This window comes from Enterococcus sp. DIV0691 (assembly GCF_051711145.1).
GTDB classification, from domain to species: Bacteria; Bacillota; Bacilli; order Lactobacillales; family Enterococcaceae; genus Enterococcus_B; species Enterococcus_B hirae.
On the sequence record NZ_JBIOLY010000001.1, the window covers coordinates 1320256 to 1338234 of the forward strand.

Sequence of the window (17979 nt, forward strand, 5' to 3'; positions counted from 1 at the left end):
CCCCTTTTCTAAAATATATACTCACTACTGTATTGTAACAAGAACGAGGGAAAAAGAAAATCAGCAAAACTGTTTCAAATTTCAGAAATTTTCCAAAAAATAAAATGACAAACCTCAAGGATAGTGCTAAAATATTCACAAAACAAAGATAGGTGGAATGAATATGCAATTGGATTGGAATAATTTAGGTTTCTCATATATCAAAACTCCTTGGCGTTACGTTGCAAAGTGGAAAGATGGTCAATGGGAAAAAGGAGAATTGACGGAAGACAACTATTTAACAATCCATGAAGGTTCTCCAGCGCTTCATTATGGACAACAATGCTTTGAAGGATTAAAAGCTTACCGAAGAAAAGATGGCAAGATCAATCTTTTTCGACCAGATCAAAACAGCCGTCGTTTGAATCAAAGTGCTAGACGGTTATTGATGCCGATGGTACCAGAAAAAATGTTCATTGAAGCTGTGAAAGACGTAGTCAAAGCGAACGAAGCATTTGTACCACCTTATGGAACAGGCGCAACATTATACTTACGTCCTTTTCTGATTGGTGTCGGTGAAAACATTGGTGTACACCCAGCGCCAGAGTACTTATTTGTCGTTTTCTGTACACCAGTTGGTGCTTACTTTAAAGGTGGTTTGAAACCAACGAACTTTATCGTATCAGAGTACGACCGGGCAGCACCTAATGGAACAGGGGCAGCAAAAGTAGGAGGGAACTATGCAGCTAGTCTGTTGCCAGGTACACAAGCGAAGGAATTAGATTATTCAGACTGCGTGTATTTAGATCCTGCTACTCACACGAAAATTGAAGAAGTCGGTGCAGCGAATTTCTTTGGTATTACTAAAGATGGGCAATTTATCACACCGCAATCGCCATCGATTTTACCGAGTATCACGAAATATTCACTCTTACAATTGGCTGAAGAGCGTTTAGGCTTAACTGCTGTCGAAGGGGATATCTTTATTGATCAATTAGATCAGTTTGCCGAAGCAGGAGCGTGTGGCACAGCAGCGGTCATCTCACCGATCGGAGGGATCTATTATCAAAATAACTTACATGTTTTCCATAGCGAAACAGAAGTTGGTCCTGTAACTAAACGATTGTATGATGAATTGACAGGGATCCAGTTTGGCGATGTAGAAGCGCCTGAGGGTTGGATCGAAGTAGTCGAATAAACAACAGTATAATCTAATAAAAAAGAGATGCTACGATTTCTAGGACAGATATAGATGATCTGTCCTAGTTTTTTTATAAATTAGTTTTACAAGCTTTCTTGCCACATACTACTTTAGAAGAGTTTATCCATCACCAAATAGAAGATACAATTTCACTCATATTAAAATATAAACTGTTTATATTTTAACAATCAATTGGCTTGTAATCTGCCGCATTAATCTAGATAGGCATATTTCATGCGTATCATTGTCTGGGTCTCATATTTTTTTAGGGATCAATAAAAATAAGACGACCCAATATTGATAAGCCTATCAATATTGGGTCGTCGTTTAAAATTTATTTGAAACCGGTGAGTTCGTTAGTGTTAAACGAATTTTCCGTTATCTTACTTAAATAAAAAGCGATTCGCGTTGTTTTAATGGGATGACTAAAGTAAATAGGGTTCTCTTAAGATAAGTGGACGCCTTTATCTACATAAACAATGTCGCCAATCATTCCGCTTGATAATGGGCTAATTAAAAAGGCACAGGCATTTCCGACTTCTTCGATCGTCACACCTTGTTGATCTGGTGTACGTGATTCAGATAATTGGATCAATTTTTGGTAATCTTTCACGCCAGTAACCGCTAATGTTTTGATCGCCCCAGCTGAAATACCGTTGACACGAATGCCTTTAGGAGATAGTTCTGCAGCTAAGTAACGGATGGCTGCTTCTAAAGATGCTTTTGCAATTCCCATCATGTTGTAGTTAGGAATAGCGCGTTCTGATCCTAAATAAGACATGCTTACAATTCCGCTGTTATGTGCTAGATACTTTTGTGCATATTTTGTTACAGCGATTAATGAATAGCTACTGATATCTTGCGCTAATTGATAGCCATCACGTGAGATATCGGATACGTTTCCTGATAATTCTTCTTTGTTTGCGTATGCGATCGCGTGTACTAGGCCGTGGATTTCTCCAGCATATTCGCCGATTGCATCCATTGCTTTTTCAATACTTTCATCACTTGATACATCACATTCCACCGTAAAGGCATCTTCGCCGACTAATTTAAGCAATGATTTTTTCATGCGTTCATTTTGATAAGTATAGATGATCTCAGCACCTTGTTTCATCATTGCTTCGGCACAACCCCAAGCAATACTTCGCTTATTTGCGACGCCCATAATGACGATTTTCTTTCCTTCTAAAAAAGACATATTGACACTCCTTTGATCTTAAAAAGATTTAATAGGTTGTATAATAAACAATAATTGCAAAATAATAACCTCTTGATTTTCTATTATTAGTCAAAATGCTTTGATTGTCAAACTATTTTTTTTAATAATAAAAAAAGATTGCTAAAAATTTAAGAATATGATACTTTGATAATCAAAGTAATAATCAAGGCAATTAGCCAAAAGAAGGAGTATATTATGTCTTACGTATTATCAGCTACTGAAGTAATGGATTTGATTCCCAATCGTTATCCAATATGCTATATCGATTATGTCGATACCTTAGAACCAGGAAAGAAAATCGTCGCAACGAAAAATGTAACAATCAATGAAGATTTCTTCCAAGGACACTTTCCTGATAATCCAGTAATGCCTGGTGCATTGATTCTAGAAACCTTAGCGCAAGCTGGATCGATTCTGATTTTAAAATCAGAAGAATTTTTAGGCAAAAGAGCGTATATCGGTGGGATTAACAAAGCGAAATTTCGCCAGAAAGTGGTTCCTGGTGACGTGATGAAATGTCATTTTGAAATCACAAAAATGAAGGGTGCAGTAGGGACCGCTTTATCTGCGGCTTATGTCGAGGATAAAAAAGTTTGTGAGTGTGAGTTTACTTTTATTGTGAACAAAGATGCTTAATTGGGTAAAGCGGCTTTTTTTATAAAAGCAGAATTTACAAGGACCCAGTTATCAGTAAAAGCCGAAGAACAGCGAAGGGCAATGGAGTACCTTTCGTTATTCTTCGGCTTTTACTTAATGATTCGTCTTATGATTCTTTCGCTTCTTGTAAGATATTGATTTTTTCAATTTTAACCGCTTCTTTTGGTTTATCTGAGGCATCTGTTTCAACCTCTGCGATTTTATCTACAACGTCCATTCCTTCGATGACTTGTCCAAAGACCGTATATTCACCATCTAAACTAGGATAGCCACCATTTTTATACGCATTGATGATTGCTTGAGGGTAATCATCTTTTAATAGTCCGTCATGCATATCATCTGAGTTTTGGACGATAAAAAATTGGCTCCCATTACTGTTAGGATCTTGGGCACGTGCCATGGATAAAGCTCCGCGGATGTTGTAAAGCTGGTTAGATATTTCAGTTTCAAATCCTTTGCCCCAAATACTTTCACCGCCAGTACCATCCCCTTTAGGATCGCCTCCTTGGATCATGAAATCTTTGATCACTCGGTGGAAAGTCAAGCCATCGTAATAGCCATCTTTAGCATGTGTCATAAAATTCTCAACTGCTTTAGGGGCCAATTCAGGGAATAATTTCATTTTGATTGTCCCTTTTGATGTGACCATCTCAACCAGATCTTCATTGGCAGCGACCTCATTGCTCAATTGAGGAAGAGGGAGTGCGTTTAAATCGACACTTTCTTTTGTACTGCTTTCCGTTGTTTTTTCTGTTGAACTTGTTGTTTCAGAAGTGTTTGTTTTTGGTTCACTTTGATTACACCCTGCTGCAAATAGTAGGGTTGCAACCAATCCCATACTTAAAAGAAGTTTTTTTGTTTTCATTTTTGGTTCCTTTCAAAGATAATCAGTTTGTTATCTATAATGATAACAAATAATGTTCAATTTACCTATTCTTTTTCTCATAATTTCTTCGTTTATGATCACTTTTCTCAAAGGTGTAGACCATTTAAAGCGCTTTTGTTATAATGTAAGTGGATACAAAAAAGATTTTGGGAGGATTCAACTGATGGGAAAATTAGGTATTTCGATTTATCCGGAACGTTCAACGTTCAAAAAGGACAAAGCATATTTGGATTTAGCACATAAATATGGATTCAAACGTGTATTTACTAGCTTATTACAAATAGAAGATGACAAAGAGAAGGTTTTAGCTGATTTTTCTAAAGTTGTGGAATATGCAAACCAATTAGGAATGGAAGTTATGGTAGATATCAACCCAGCATTATTTGAACAATTAGGGATATCCTACGATGATCTTTCCTTTTTCCATAAGATGGGAGCGTACGGCATCCGTTTAGATATCGGGTTTACGGGAGCTGAAGAAGCAAAAATGACACGTAATCCATACGGTATTAAGATTGAGATCAATATGAGTTCTGGAACTAGTTATGTTGACAACATCATGAGTTATTCTCCGAATACTAATAATTTGTTAGGGTCTCATAATTTTTACCCTCATCGCTATTCTGGTTTGAGTTATGATCATTTTGTGTATTGCTCAGAAAAATTTAGAAATTATAATTTGAATACAATGGCATTCGTCAATTCTCAAACCGCTGATTTCGGACCATGGCCAACGCAAGACGGGTTGTGTTCGCTTGAAGATCATCGAAACTTAGAGATTTCTACACAAGTCAAGCACTTGATGCTTACGGGTTTGATCGATGATATTTCTATCGGCAATGCTTATGCGAGCGAGGAAGAACTAAAAGCGATGGCAGAAGCATTTAATGCAGATTATCCAACGTTGAAAGTAGATGTTGAAGAAGATATCACCGAAGATGAACGGATTTGTTTGTTTGATAATCTCCACAGCTATCGTGGTGATCGTTCAGAATATATCCTTCGATCAACAATGACACGAATCTACTATAAAGATAAACCATTCCCACCACATAATACCCGGGACATGTCTCGCGGGGATGTCTTGATTGATAATGTGGGGTATGACCAATACAAAGGTGAAACTCAAATTGCGCTAAAAGAGATGAAAAATGACGGTCGTGTGAATGTAGTCGGACGTATTTCAGAAGATGAATTGTTCTTATTAGACTTCTTAAAACCGTGGTCAAGTTTTAAAATGATCGAAAATAAAAAATAATGGTTCCTAACTTTTAAATTTTTTGTTTAAAAGCTAAGAACATCGGGGAAACTTCAAAGCCGGTTAATTCAACTGGTTTTGAAGTTTTTTTTGTAAAAATGATTGAAAAATTGATTAGTCTAAATAATTTGTCAAGATGTTATGTCTCTGAGATAACAAGACTGATCTTGATAGATTAGTTGTGTGAAGATGGTTTTTTTACAACCATTTATAAATGAAATTTGAAGAGAAATGGGTGATGTGGAGCTTTATATTTACTCTTGGAAGGATTGCATCGAATAACTTCTTTGTTTATACTTAATCAAGAATTAGTATTAATAATGGAATAAGGAAGGAAAGCGATGAAACTTTTGACAAAAATAGTAATCGGAATTGCTATTGTCGTGATAGTGGTTCTATTATTTGCAGGCAACTATTTTTATAATTATGCAGTTGTCCCATCAGAAAAGGATTTTTTAGAAAACGATACGCCGGGAACTTCTCAAACAACAAAAGAAAACGAGGCGACAAAGTGGTTCAATCAGAAAGAGAATCGCACTTACTGGCATCTAACATCAACAGATCATTTGAAATTGTCTGCGATCTATCTGCCAGCAGAAAAGAAAAGTGATAAAACAGTTATTGTTGCCCATGGTTATATGGGGAATGCAGAAACAATGGCAAATTATGCAAAAATGTTTCATGATTTAGGCTACAATGTGTTAGTTCCAGATGCTCGAGGCCACGGGCGTAGTGAAGGGGATTATATCGGATTCGGCTGGCCAGAGCGAAAAGATTACGTCCAATGGATCGATAAAATCTTAGCAGAAACAGGGCAGTCGCAACAAATCGTGCTTTATGGAGTAAGTATGGGTGCAGCAACTGTGATGATGACGAGCGGTGAGAAGCTACCAAATAACGTGAAAGCGATCATCGAAGACTGTGGGTATTCGTCAGTTGATGAAGAACTTGCATATCAACTAAAAGATATGTTCAACTTACCTTCTTTTCCATTGATCCAAGTGACTAGCTTGATTACAAAAATTCGAGCAGGGTATTTTTTTGGGGAAGCAAGTGCCGTTGATCAATTAACTAAAAATACGAAACCGATGTTATTTATCCATGGTGATGCGGATACATTCGTTCCCTATAATATGTTAGCAAAAGTATATGCTGCAACTAAGGGACCAAAAGAAAAATACGTGGTCAAGGGAGCCGAACACGCAAAAGCGTATCAGGCAGACCCAGAAAAGTATCAGCAAACCGTCAAAGAGTTTTTAGCAAAATATGTCCAATGAGTTGTTTGCTAATAGCTAATACAAAAATAATTTTAGGATTCTAATAGAGAGAACTCATTCTTTTTATTTACCGGCAGTCATCCGTTCACAATAGAAATATGGGTGACTGCTTACATATATAGTTGAGAATTTTACATAAATCAGACAAAAAAACGAACGAAAATCAAGAATAGGCAAAGAGGAACCTTTCTGTCATTATCGAAAAATACATTGTGAAGAATGAAAATAGAGAAAATGAATTTAGGAGCCTTTTTGACATAAAAACAGATATAAAATCGTTTCATGAAAAAAAGCGAATCAATCGCACGAAACGATTTTTATTATAAAAAATGATCTCAAGAAAGGGAGCGAAAAAATGCCACTGGCAAATAAACTAGAACTAGAACAAGCTTTGCGCGCACGATTATTAGTCAATTCAATATCCTCTAAAGATACTAAAAATTCAGTTGTGAACCGCACAAAACGTTTGTTCAAAAAAAAACCTTCGATTGAAGTAAATAAGCAAGACAAATTTGGGAATTTCAAAATGTATGAACAATTTTTTGATCTTCCAGTTGGAGATATTCGGCATATTCCTGATTTGAATGAGACGAAAGCGATGTTTAAAGAGTATTTGAAAATTTGGGGTCATATGATCAACGTGAGTGCCGATCCTAACATAACAAGTTTAGTTGAAGAAAAAGGTCAGTTTACAATGTACGATTCATTCGAACGGAGTAGCGATGCTATCCAAGATACACAAAAAATAGAACAGGAACTCTTACACTTAAGTGGAGATGAAGCTCGTTTTCTCGTATTACCACTCCTAAGTGGGAGACCGTTACATAAAGAGGAAAAAGAGTTGATTAAGGACACCACTGAAAACGAGCCTGTATACACTAGTTTAACAGGAGCAATTATCCAAAATCAAAACAATAAATATCTCGTTACACTGGTAACTTCGAATGACCAAGAGCTCACGATTCGCAAATGCGCAATCGATCAAGACAAAACCAAAGAGTTAGCCAATCTATTGGGCACGCCATTACACTCTAGCCATGAGAATGAGACTACACTAGTGGATAAATTTGAGAATCTTAGGAATAAACAAGAAATAAAAGAAACGGCAAAGAATATATCACATTCAAAAAAATTTCATTTCTTACTTCCGCAACTATATTACACTGTTGACTACATTTTTTATGGGAATGCTATTGATCAAATTCATGAGGATGTTCAAAAGAGCGGTCAAATACAAGGTCAGAAGGTTAAGGCCATTGATGAACAAACGAAGCCCCAAATGGATTACTTCAATCTTACACCAGCAACTCAACAAAATAATCATAAACGTTTGATGAATGAGTTTCATTACGCAGCACTTAAGAGGATGAACCAATTACAATATTCGGAAAATCTTCTTCATTCGATGGTTATTGTACATAATAAAACTGAACAAGTGGAAAATATGGATAAGAATTGGAAAACAAAAATTGAAGATACAATACTCACAACTTCTCAACAAAGAAAATCGCCGTATAGACAAGATTCAGTAGAAGTAGAAGACAGAGGGATTTACCTAGCTGAGCTGCGGGAACCAAAAGAAATATTTGAGAAAGCAGAAGAACAATTAAAACAGTCAAGAGGGATTGTTCTGCCAAATGAAGTGGCAGCAATTAGCCGTTCACTTCAATATAGTAAGTATTATCAGTTAGAAAAAAATTCGATTGTACAAGAACTCTCTCGATTAATGCCAGGCGATCCAACTTCTTTTCTAGTTACTTCTCATGATATTCAGATCAAGTTGAAGGACAGGGGACCTCATGAAAAACAGAATCTTGGTTGTGTAATACGGAAAAATACTTTCGGGAACTTTATCGTTTCAGTGGTTGATCCCACAGGTTACTATCAAAAAAGAACGCAAGTAAATGGTCTGTTACCTTGTGTACATGAATTTGAAATTTCTAAATCTAACCTATCAGAACTAGCACAAGCACTCAATAAGAGCAACGATAAGAACAAAAGTGACTTTATCCTTCAAAGGGATTTATCTTTAATTAGCAATGGAGGAAAAGTTACAGATTATATCATTGATCAAAGTGCTTATTTAAAATCAAAACAGGGATTTCATCATTTTTCTGCCGCAGTAGATTTTGCTATTTTTTCAAGTACAATGCAGCTAGGGCGTTATGTTTATATTAATGATCTTGAGAAATTGAGTGGAAAAAATACAGAGTTAGCGAATAATTTAGGAGAAGAAAGAGCATTGAAAATAGCTTATCCAGAACACTTTGCTCAAAAGAAAGTGAAAAAAACACGAGCTAGTAATTCGCAAATAAGGGATGTTTATAAAAATTCTATCTTTGATCAAGAGAGATGATAAGGTTTACCATCACTCGTTCTTTTTGAACCAGTTTAGAAGAACTAGACAAAGAGACCGTTTGAACCACTCAACGAGTCGTTCAAACGGTCTCTATTTTCTATCTTTGAAAACATGTGATTTTTTGGTGATTAAAGATTAGCAAATTTTTCCAACAAACGGATCATTTGGCAAGTGAAACCATATTCATTGTCATACCAAGCAACGGTTTTTACGAGTTGGTAATCGCCAGCCGTTGTGACTTCTGTTTGAGTTGGATCGAAAATCGAACCTTGTGTGGTACCGATTACGTCACCAGAGACGATTTGACGATCATCGTAACCAAATGATGGATTGTCTTCGGTATGTTTCTTGATCGCTTCGTTCACTTGTTCAGCGGTCACTTTTGTTTTTAAAATGGAAACTAGTTCTGTTAATGAACCATCCACTACAGGTACTCGTTGTGCGTGACCTTGCAATTTCCCTTGAAGCTCTGGAATAACTAAGCCAATTGCTTTTGCCGCACCTGTTGAGTGAGGGATCGTGTTGTCAGCTGCTGATCGAGCTGCCCGTAAATTTCCACCTTTTACTGGTCCGTCTAATAACATTTGTGTAGAAGTATAAGCATGAACGGTAGTCATAGTCCCCACTTCGATACCAAATTCATTATTTAAGAAATAAGCCATCGGTGCTAAACAGTTTGTCGTACAAGAGCCTGCCGAAATGATTTTATCATTAGCATCTAACGTATCATCATTTACATTGTATACGATAGTTTTCATTGCACCAGCAGGAGCAGAGATCACTACACGTTTTACCCCAGCGTTTAAATGGGCTTGTGCTTTTTCTTCCGAAGTATAAAAACCAGTACATTCCAGTACGATATCGACCCCGTTTTCTTTAACCCAAGGGATTTTACTTGCATCTGGTTCAGCATAGACACGCGTTTCTTCACCATCTACTACGATTGAGTCTTCTGTTGCAGTAACTGTACCGGGATAGGTTCCATGAGTTGAATCAAATTGTAGCAACTGTGCCAACATTGTTGGGCTAGTTAAGTCATTGATTGCTACGACTTCAATATCATCAGATACTTCTTTGATTCGGCGGAAAGCTAAACGTCCAATACGTCCAAATCCGTTAATACCTACTTTTACTGTCATAATCAAAAGTTCCTCCTTTAGTGATATTGAGGGTGCAAACTTCGCATCCTTGATTAATACACTGTCATTTTCCTCCTGTTCACAAAATTTGTCAAAAAAAGATACTTACAAAAGTAAAGTGATAAAATGGTCTGAGAGATGTCAAGCACTAGGATATCTTTGAAACAATTTACTTAAGTAAAATAGAAAAAATGAACAAAACCTGGAAAGTTTAATTGAAACGATAGACAAAATAGCTTTTGACCGATAAAATAAATAAGACTTTTGTTTATTGTGGAAATTCAGGCAGTCAAATGAATAATAGATAATTAAAATAGGAGGACTTAAAGATGTCCATGTTTTTAGATCAAGTAACCATCGATGTGAAGGCCGGTAAAGGCGGCGACGGAATGGTCGCTTTTCGCAGAGAAAAATATGTACCTGATGGAGGACCTGCTGGTGGTGACGGCGGTCGTGGCGGTGACGTCATTTTGATCGTTGATGAAGGTTTACGTACATTAATGGATTTTCGTTTCAATCGCCATTTTAAAGCACAGCCAGGAGAAAACGGAATGAGTAAAGGGATGCACGGTCGGGGTTCAGAAGATACTTATGTAAAAGTCCCTCAAGGAACGACTGTCCGTGATGCTGAAACAGGCGCTTTGTTAGGCGATTTGATTGAAAATGGTCAAACTTTAATCGTTGCTAAAGGCGGTCGAGGGGGACGAGGAAACATCCGCTTTGCTTCTCCACGAAACCCAGCACCAGAAATTGCAGAAAACGGCGAACCAGGTCAGGAACGCAGAATCGAATTAGAGCTAAAAGTCTTGGCTGATGTTGGGCTAGTAGGCTTTCCATCTGTAGGTAAATCAACGCTGCTTTCAGTTATTTCTTCTGCTCGTCCTAAAATCGGCGCGTACCATTTCACGACATTAGTACCAAATCTTGGTATGGTAACAACTAGCGATGGACGCAGTTTTGCAGCAGCGGACCTTCCTGGATTGATTGAAGGAGCTTCTCAAGGTGTTGGCTTAGGAACGCAGTTTTTACGTCATATCGAACGTACTCGTGTTATTTTACATGTGATTGATATGAGTGGGATGGAAGGCAGAGATCCTTACGAAGACTATTTGGCGATCAACCATGAATTGTCTACTTATAATCTTCGTTTATTGGAACGACCTCAAATAATTGTAGCCAATAAAATGGACATGCCAAACGCAGAAGAAAATTTGAAAAAATTCAAAGAGCAGCTTAATAAAGAAAAAACAGATGAATTTGCAGACGATATGCCGATTTTTCCAGTTTCAGGGGTAACAAGAAAAGGCATTGATCCATTGCTGAATGCGACAGCGGATCTTCTAGAAGTAACACCAGAGTTTCCGTTATATGATGAAGAAATCGAAGAAGAAACAGTTCAATATGGATTCAATCCAGAAGGGCCAGAATTTAAAATCGATCGAGATCCTGATGCTACTTGGATCTTATCAGGAGAAAAAATTGAGAAACTATTCCAAATGACGAATTTCGATCACGATGAAACTGTTATGCGTTTTGCTCGTCAGTTGAGAGGAATGGGCGTTGACGAAGCTTTACGTGCCCGTGGAGCAAAAGATGGCGATCTAGTGAGAATCGGTGAATTTGAATTTGAGTTTGTCGAATAAGATTACGTATGCTCATGAAAAGAGCCCATGTTAACACTCAATATCAACAAAGCGTCAAACCAGAAAAATGGTTTGGCGCTTTTTTGGTTTAAGCATTGGTAGGATTTGTCTTTTGGTAAAAATTTTTAAGCTATCATCAATAGTGCTCAGAAAGATTTTTTAATAGGAAAAATTTATATTTCTTATATGTTATTTATTAAAGGGTTTTTCCTTTTGTTTTTTTAAAATAAAAGTTAGAATAAAGAAAATGAATAGAGGAGTGTTTTTATGAGCAAACGAGTGATTATTTTGAATTTCCCTGTAGAGAGTCAAGCTTACCAAGCATTTTCTGAAATCAAACGATTACACGCTTCTCGTGCCATCAAGGGTGAACAAATGGCAGTGATTAGTCATGATCCTAATGGAACGCATCAATTCAAAATAGAGGATTTTTTGGATTTTACTGGAAACAATAAATCTTCAAAAGGTGGTTTAATCGGAATGTTAGTCGGTGTCTTGGGAGGCCCACTAGGGATTCTTTTAGGCTGGTTTGCTGGCGGGATGATCGGTGCTACGCAGGATGCCAAGGAAATCCAAGATGCTCAGACAGTTTTTGATTTTGTGGGCAATAAAATTGGCGAAGGAGCAACCGGTTTGATTTTGATTGCTGAAGAAGAAGATAATCGTCCTTTGAACCAATTAGTCACGATGGATTTAGGTGGCGAAATTACTCGCTTAGATTATGAAGAGGTCGAAGAAGACGTCCACGCTGCTAAAGAAGTCGAAAAACAAACACAAGAAACGGCACGGAAATCGTGGAAAGACAAACATCCTCAATAAAGAGACGAACAGAATAAAGAAAGAGAAACGCGTGAAAAAGGCGTTTTTCTTTTTTTAGTACCAATAAAAATGCAATTATTTAGGAAGCAATACGGACTTTCGGTTGATTATCCGACACATTTCCCATAAAATTAATAGTGAGTTTAAAGAAAGTCAGGTAGATTATGGAATTACAATTTTTAGGAACTGGTGCAGGGGTACCTGCCAAACATCGAAACGTTACCAGTATTGCATTAAAACTTTTGGATGAAAGAAATGAAGTCTGGTTATTTGACTGTGGTGAAGGAACGCAAATGCAAATCTTACGTACCAACATTCGTCCAAGAAAGATTGAAAAGATATTTATTACTCACTTACATGGTGACCATATCTTTGGGTTGCCAGGCTTGTTAAGCAGTCGTTCATTCCAAGGGGGAGATACGCCCCTGGAAATCTACGGACCAAAAGGAATCGAAACATTTGTCAAAACTTCGTTAGCTGTTTCGCAAACACGTTTAGGCTATCCGTTGAAATTCATCGAGTTAGTTGAAGATCAGCCGATTTTTCAAGATCAGCATTTTTCTGTCTATACTAAAAAATTAGATCATGGAATTGCCAGCTATGGCTTTCGGGTTGTGGAACATGACCATAAAGGAGAGCTTCAAGTTGAAAAATTACAAGAACTGAATATTCCGGCTGGACCAATATATGGAAAGTTGAAAAAAGGAGAATCTGTTCAATTACCTGATGGAAGGGTTGTGGACGGGAAGCAGTTTGTGGGACCAGACAAAAAAGGGCGGATCGTTACGATTTTAGGTGATACGAGGAAGACAGCAAATTCAATCGTATTGGCCCAAGACTGTGATGTTTTGGTTCATGAAAGTACGTTTAACAAAAATGAAGCCAAGTTGGCAAAGAACTACTTCCATTCGACGACTTATCAAGCGGCTGAAGTAGCTAAAGAAGCAGCAGCGAAAAGTTTGTTATTAACCCATATTAGTGCGCGCTATTTAGGAAAAGCTGCGCAAGAACTAGAAGAAGAGGCACGTGAGGTCTTTGCAAATACAAGGATCATGAAAGATTTTGATACTGTCGATATTCCATTTCGTGAGGAGGAAAAGAATGAATTTAGAAAATAAAGTTGTCTTAGTTACCGGTAGTTCTGGTGGATTGGGCGCTCAAATCTGTTATGAAGCTGCAAAAAAAGGTGCTATCGTCATTGCTTGTGCTCGACGAAGCCAATTGATTGATGAGGTTAAAGCAGAATGTCAGAGATTAAGCGGAAAGGAAGCCTATGCTTTTCCAGTAGATGTGAGTGATCCTGACAGCGTCGATCGGCTCTATGAACAAGTGATGCAAACAGTCGGGCGTGTAGATGTGTTAGTCAATAATGCCGGCTTTGGCATTTTTGAAGATTTTTTAACTTTCGATTTAGGAAAAGCTTACGATATGTTTGAAGTAAATGTACTAGGAATGATGGTCTTAACCCAAAAATTTGCGATTGATATGGCTGAAAGAAGGCAAGGACATATCATCAATATCGCTTCAATGGCTGGGAAAATGGCGACGGCGAAATCAACGATCTATTCAGCAACAAAATTTGCTGTCTTAGGCTTTTCTAATGCCTTACGATTAGAATTAAGACCACTTGGAGTGGCAGTCACTACGGTGAATCCAGGACCGGTTGCTACTGAATTTTTTGATAAAGCTGATCCTACCGGCAGTTATTTAGAAAAAGTTAGTCAACTTGTTTTAGAACCGGAGAAACTAGCAAAAACAATTGTACGAACAATGGAACATCCAAAGCGTGAAGTGAATCGTCCTGTCCTTCTTGAAATAGCGGCTAAATTTTACACTCTCTTTCCGACTATTGGCGACTACCTCGCAAGTGGGATTTTTAATAAAAAGTAGGTGAAAGAGTATGAAAAAACAAAGTAGTGTGATTATTGGATTTTTGCTTGTCTTGATTATTGTCGTATTTGCTGTATTAAACAACAGAAATGTTCCTGTTAACTTTGGGATTGCTTCATTTTCTGCACCATTGATTTTAGTTATCATTGGTTCGGCGATTATTGGTGCATTGATTGTTTTTGTTACTGCATCAACCACTTTATGGCAACAGAAAAAACAAATCAAACAATTAAAGCAGGAACTATCAGATTATCAAGAAAATCTTGATAAAAAAATTGCTGAAGCAAAGGAAGAACAACAACGAACATTCCGAAATGAACGAGCAGAATTAGAAGCTGCTTATCAGGCAGAATTACAAGCAACGAAAAAACAACTACAACAAGCACAGTCGTCAACATCTGATACGCAGAAAATTTCAGCAAAGCAAAGCTATAATTATTTTGACTAAAGTTTTATGAACGAGATCAAAATAAAAGATGGCAGGAACCATTGTTATATTTGGCTGAGAGGAAAAAGCTGAGTTTCGGGTTTGTTAAATGGTCTTCAAAAAGTGAGTAACGACTTTTTGAAGACCATTTTAATGTGTTTGTGGCTATCTTTCTTCTTTTTTTTAAACTTTTCGTTTGCTATAATAACTAGGTTAGGGGTGAGCAAGTGAGACAAGCAAATTATGATTGGCAATTAAGTGAATCAGAACCGACTGAAATGTTTCTTCAAAGTATAAAGCAAGAGAATCTATCGCCTTTTATTGGCAAATTACTTTGGCAACGAGGCTATCGTGATGTAGAGAAAGTAAAAGAATTTTTGAATCCCAAACATCAAGAATTGCATGATCCTTACTTAATGCATGACATGGATAAAGCCATCAGTCGAATCCAAGAAGCGGTGATCAATGGTGAAAAAATAGTCGTTTATGGTGACTACGATGCAGATGGGATTACAAGTACGACAGTGATGAAAGAAACATTGGAGCTACTCGGTGCCAATGTCGAAACATTTTTACCCAATCGTTTTATCCATGGCTATGGACCAAACAAAGCCGTTTATCAAGAAAAAATCGATGCAGGTGCGCAATTGATCATTACAGTGGACAATGGTGTGGCTGGTCACGATGCCGTAGCTTATGCGCAACAAGCAGGTGTTGATGTAATCATCACAGATCACCATGAAATGCCCAGTGAATTACCTGAAGCCTACGCTATCGTACATCCACGACATCCACAAGGGAATTATCCGTTTCCTGATCTAGCAGGTGTCGGAGTAGCTTTTAAAGTGGCAACAGCATTATTAGAAGAACCTCCTGCTGAATTTTTAGATCTAGTGGCGATTGGAACGATTGCAGACTTGGTATCAATGACAGGCGAAAATCGCACACTTGTTGCTTTAGGGTTAGATACGATCAAAGAAACCGAACGGATCGGTTTACAAGCTTTATTTAATGAAAGTGGCGTCTCTATGAAAGAAGCAGATGAAACGACCATCGGCTTTTCAATTGCCCCTCGGCTCAACGCGATTGGCCGAATGGGTGATCCTAATCCAGCTGTCGAGATGCTAGCTACCTTTGATGAGGAAGCGGCACTCACGTATGCCAAAAAACTCAACACGATCAATGAAGAAAGAAAAGCAGTCGTTGAAAAAATTACCCAAGAAGCATTGGAAATGATTGATGAAACGAATCAGATCCACCTTCTTGCCCATCCTGGGTGGCATGAGGGAGTGTTGGGGATCGTAGCTGGTAAGCTGATGAATGCCACTGGTAAACCGACGATCGTCTTAACGATCAAAGAAGATGGTACAGCGAAAGGATCTGGCCGAAGTGTCGAAGCCCTGAATCTATATGAAATGTTAGATGCGATGCGTGACTTATTTACTTTCTTTGGAGGACACCATGCTGCTGTAGGGTTAACGATGCCTAGTGATAATCTTCAAGAATTACAAAAACGAATGAATCAGTATGTTTCCGAACAAAAAATAGATTTGACAAAAGGTGCAGCTTTACCGATCGACGAAGTCCTTACACCCAAAGATGTAACCATTGAATTGCTTAATGAATTAAAGTTACTTGCACCATATGGTACAGACAATGCGGTACCTCACTTTCTGTTTCGCCAAATCTTGGCTGAAAATGTGAAAAGAATTGGTACGAGTCAGCAACATTTGAAGTTAACATTGATGGAAGAAGCTAGTCCGTTAGATGCGGTAGCATTTGGTTTTGGCGACCAAGAAGCTGAGCTGTTAAATAATCCAGTGGATATCGTTGGGAAATTAGCTATCAATGAATGGAACGGTCGGAAAAAACCGCAATTGCTGGTATCAGACTTTGTTGTTGATGGATTTCAAATTTTTGATTGGCGTTCAAAGAGATACCGTCAGTTAACGAAGGTTGATCCACAAACATTGTATCTTGCGTTTGATCGCTCTTCTTTAAAAGAAATCTCTGGACTGGCTACAGACAATGTCCACGTGTTCGAAAGTGTGGAACATATCAAGCAGTTGATCCACGATAATTCATATCATTCCTTGTTGGTAGTTGATTGTCCAAATGATTTAGAAATATTAAAAGAAATCCTTGCCTTTGGTTCTTTCGATCGAATGTACTTATTAGGGATTTCTTATGAAGAAGCTTATTTGAATGGAGTTGGGTCAAGAGAACAATATGCCAAATTGTTCAAACTGATCCATACACAAGAAAAAATTGATATTCGCTATAAATTAGGCTCAATTGCTCAATATCTAAAAATACCACAAAAATTATTAATTTTTATGATTCAGGTGTTTTTTGAATTGAAATTTGTTACAATAGAAGATGGCGTTTTGCAAAAGATCGCTAATCCCAAAAGTCATCCGTTGACTGATAGCGTGCGTTATCAGCAACGAATAAAAAAAATCAAAGTAGAGGAATTCTTATTGTTAAGTGATATTCCCTCTATTAAAAAAAGGTTAACAACCTAGGAGGAGACAAATAGTGGATTTAAAAAAATATATTGCAAGTATTCCTGATTATCCAGCAAAAGGAATTATTTTTCGTGACATCTCGCCCCTTATGGCTGATGGAGATGCCTACAGAGAAGCAACGAAACAGATCGTAGATTATGCGAAAGAAAAAAGAATCGATATGGTTGTAGGACCAGAAGCGCGAGGATTCATCGTTGGCTGTCCTGTAGCTTACGAATTAGGAGTTGGATTTGCGCCTGTACGTAAAAAAGGGAAGTTGCCTCGTGAAACGATCGAAGTAACTTACGGACTGGAATACGGTACAGATACATTGACACTCCATAAAGACGCGATCCAACCTGGACAAAGAGTCTTGATTTGTGATGACTTATTGGCTACAGGGGGAACGATCAAAGCAACGATCGAATTAGTAGAAAAATTGGGCGGTGTCGTTGTTGGCTGTGCTTTCTTGATCGAACTAATGGACTTAGATGGTCGTGAAAAAATCGAAGGATATGATATGATCACCTTGATGGAATATTAAACGATTTTTTGCTTAATAAACATTAAAAATAATTGTAAAAAGAAGTGGGACGTTAATCAGATTTTTTCTGACTAATTGTCCCACTCTCTTTTTTGTGAAGCAATCCTAAGCACGCTTGCTCACTATTTTTAGTTTGTGCAGGTGTATTTGTAAAAGTAGTCAATTGTTTTT

15 protein-coding genes are annotated in these 17979 nt (G+C 37.6%); 12 read left to right on the forward strand and 3 right to left on the reverse strand.

Annotation, left to right across the window (positions count from 1 at the left end; translation table 11 throughout):
- The first annotated feature begins 163 nt into the window (after positions 1-163).
- Positions 164-1177 carry a branched-chain amino acid aminotransferase gene (locus IGJ11_RS05945; protein ID WP_010719277.1) on the forward strand — a complete coding sequence of 338 codons (1014 nt, stop codon included), beginning with the start codon at positions 164-166 and terminating at the stop codon, positions 1175-1177.
- 448 nt (positions 1178-1625) lie between these two features.
- On the opposite strand, the gene fabI is transcribed toward IGJ11_RS05945, so the two are convergent.
- Positions 1626-2381 carry an enoyl-ACP reductase FabI gene (gene fabI / locus IGJ11_RS05950; protein ID WP_010719275.1) on the reverse strand — a complete coding sequence of 252 codons (756 nt, stop codon included), beginning with the start codon at positions 2379-2381 and terminating at the stop codon, positions 1626-1628.
- 216 nt (positions 2382-2597) lie between these two features.
- Between fabI and fabZ the strand changes: the two genes are divergently transcribed.
- Positions 2598-3038, forward strand: a complete 441-nt coding sequence (gene fabZ, locus IGJ11_RS05955; protein ID WP_010719274.1) for a 3-hydroxyacyl-ACP dehydratase FabZ — start codon at positions 2598-2600, stop codon at positions 3036-3038.
- Between the two features lie 127 nt (positions 3039-3165).
- On the opposite strand, the gene IGJ11_RS05960 is transcribed toward fabZ, so the two are convergent.
- Positions 3166-3924: a peptidylprolyl isomerase gene (locus tag IGJ11_RS05960; RefSeq protein ID WP_010719273.1), complete on the reverse strand. Its 759-nt coding sequence runs from the start codon at positions 3922-3924 to the stop codon at positions 3166-3168.
- Positions 3925-4108: 184 nt separating this feature from the next.
- On the opposite strand from IGJ11_RS05960, the gene IGJ11_RS05965 reads away from it, so the two are divergent.
- The 3 genes from IGJ11_RS05965 to IGJ11_RS05975 all read left to right on the forward strand — a co-directional run bounded on the left by IGJ11_RS05965 (position 4109) and on the right by IGJ11_RS05975 (position 8836).
- The gene (locus IGJ11_RS05965; protein WP_010719272.1) at positions 4109-5203 is read left to right on the forward strand and encodes a DUF871 domain-containing protein; all 1095 of its coding nucleotides are present in this window, start codon (positions 4109-4111) and stop codon (positions 5201-5203) included.
- Between the two features lie 341 nt (positions 5204-5544).
- The gene (locus IGJ11_RS05970; protein ID WP_053766076.1) at positions 5545-6480 is read left to right on the forward strand and encodes an alpha/beta hydrolase; all 936 of its coding nucleotides are present in this window, start codon (positions 5545-5547) and stop codon (positions 6478-6480) included.
- Positions 6481-7078: 598 nt separating this feature from the next.
- Positions 7079-8836 (forward strand): hypothetical protein, encoded by a 1758-nt coding sequence (locus tag IGJ11_RS05975; RefSeq protein WP_438772443.1) that lies wholly within the window; start codon positions 7079-7081, stop codon positions 8834-8836.
- A gap of 131 nt (positions 8837-8967) precedes the next feature.
- Here the strand turns inward: IGJ11_RS05975 and gap are convergent, their stop codons facing one another.
- Positions 8968-9978, reverse strand: a complete 1011-nt coding sequence (gene gap, locus IGJ11_RS05980; protein ID WP_010719268.1) for a type I glyceraldehyde-3-phosphate dehydrogenase — start codon at positions 9976-9978, stop codon at positions 8968-8970.
- A gap of 329 nt (positions 9979-10307) precedes the next feature.
- Here gap and obgE point away from each other — a divergent pair, with 329 nt between their 5' ends.
- From obgE to IGJ11_RS06015, 7 genes are all read left to right on the forward strand, one after another.
- Positions 10308-11621, forward strand: coding sequence for a GTPase ObgE (obgE, locus tag IGJ11_RS05985; RefSeq protein WP_161652423.1), 1314 nt, complete (start codon positions 10308-10310; stop codon positions 11619-11621).
- 267 nt (positions 11622-11888) lie between these two features.
- Complete coding sequence (locus IGJ11_RS05990) at positions 11889-12440, forward strand: DUF1269 domain-containing protein (RefSeq protein ID WP_207432260.1); 552 nt, start codon at positions 11889-11891, stop codon at positions 12438-12440.
- A 164-nt stretch (positions 12441-12604) separates the two neighbouring features.
- Positions 12605-13558: a ribonuclease Z gene (gene rnz / locus IGJ11_RS05995; RefSeq protein ID WP_010719265.1), complete on the forward strand. Its 954-nt coding sequence runs from the start codon at positions 12605-12607 to the stop codon at positions 13556-13558.
- Positions 13542-14330: an SDR family NAD(P)-dependent oxidoreductase gene (locus tag IGJ11_RS06000; protein WP_010737503.1), complete on the forward strand. Its 789-nt coding sequence runs from the start codon at positions 13542-13544 to the stop codon at positions 14328-14330. Before rnz ends, IGJ11_RS06000 begins: the two co-directional genes overlap by 17 nt.
- Positions 14331-14340: 10 nt before the next feature.
- Positions 14341-14778: a LapA family protein gene (locus IGJ11_RS06005; RefSeq protein WP_010719263.1), complete on the forward strand. Its 438-nt coding sequence runs from the start codon at positions 14341-14343 to the stop codon at positions 14776-14778.
- Between the two features lie 206 nt (positions 14779-14984).
- Positions 14985-17282 (forward strand): single-stranded-DNA-specific exonuclease RecJ, encoded by a 2298-nt coding sequence (recJ, locus tag IGJ11_RS06010; protein ID WP_094940435.1) that lies wholly within the window; start codon positions 14985-14987, stop codon positions 17280-17282.
- Between the two features lie 13 nt (positions 17283-17295).
- Complete coding sequence (locus IGJ11_RS06015) at positions 17296-17808, forward strand: adenine phosphoribosyltransferase (RefSeq protein ID WP_010719261.1); 513 nt, start codon at positions 17296-17298, stop codon at positions 17806-17808.
- Positions 17809-17979 lie beyond the last annotated feature (171 nt).

What these genes read in the sequence shown, in the direction of transcription:
- IGJ11_RS05945 (WP_010719277.1), top strand. Translation starts at nt 164, where the DNA reads ATGCAATTGGATTGGAATAATTTAGGTTTCTCATATATCAAAACTCCT.
- fabI (WP_010719275.1), bottom strand. Translation starts at nt 2,381, where the DNA reads ATGTCTTTTTTAGAAGGAAAGAAAATCGTCATTATGGGCGTCGCAAAT.
- fabZ (WP_010719274.1), top strand. Translation starts at nt 2,598, where the DNA reads ATGTCTTACGTATTATCAGCTACTGAAGTAATGGATTTGATTCCCAAT.
- IGJ11_RS05960 (WP_010719273.1), bottom strand. Translation starts at nt 3,924, where the DNA reads ATGAAAACAAAAAAACTTCTTTTAAGTATGGGATTGGTTGCAACCCTA.
- IGJ11_RS05965 (WP_010719272.1), top strand. Translation starts at nt 4,109, where the DNA reads ATGGGAAAATTAGGTATTTCGATTTATCCGGAACGTTCAACGTTCAAA.
- IGJ11_RS05970 (WP_053766076.1), top strand. Translation starts at nt 5,545, where the DNA reads ATGAAACTTTTGACAAAAATAGTAATCGGAATTGCTATTGTCGTGATA.
- IGJ11_RS05975 (WP_438772443.1), top strand. Translation starts at nt 7,079, where the DNA reads ATGTTTAAAGAGTATTTGAAAATTTGGGGTCATATGATCAACGTGAGT.
- gap (WP_010719268.1), bottom strand. Translation starts at nt 9,978, where the DNA reads ATGACAGTAAAAGTAGGTATTAACGGATTTGGACGTATTGGACGTTTA.
- obgE (WP_161652423.1), top strand. Translation starts at nt 10,308, where the DNA reads ATGTCCATGTTTTTAGATCAAGTAACCATCGATGTGAAGGCCGGTAAA.
- IGJ11_RS05990 (WP_207432260.1), top strand. Translation starts at nt 11,889, where the DNA reads ATGAGCAAACGAGTGATTATTTTGAATTTCCCTGTAGAGAGTCAAGCT.
- rnz (WP_010719265.1), top strand. Translation starts at nt 12,605, where the DNA reads ATGGAATTACAATTTTTAGGAACTGGTGCAGGGGTACCTGCCAAACAT.
- IGJ11_RS06000 (WP_010737503.1), top strand. Translation starts at nt 13,542, where the DNA reads ATGAATTTAGAAAATAAAGTTGTCTTAGTTACCGGTAGTTCTGGTGGA.
- IGJ11_RS06005 (WP_010719263.1), top strand. Translation starts at nt 14,341, where the DNA reads ATGAAAAAACAAAGTAGTGTGATTATTGGATTTTTGCTTGTCTTGATT.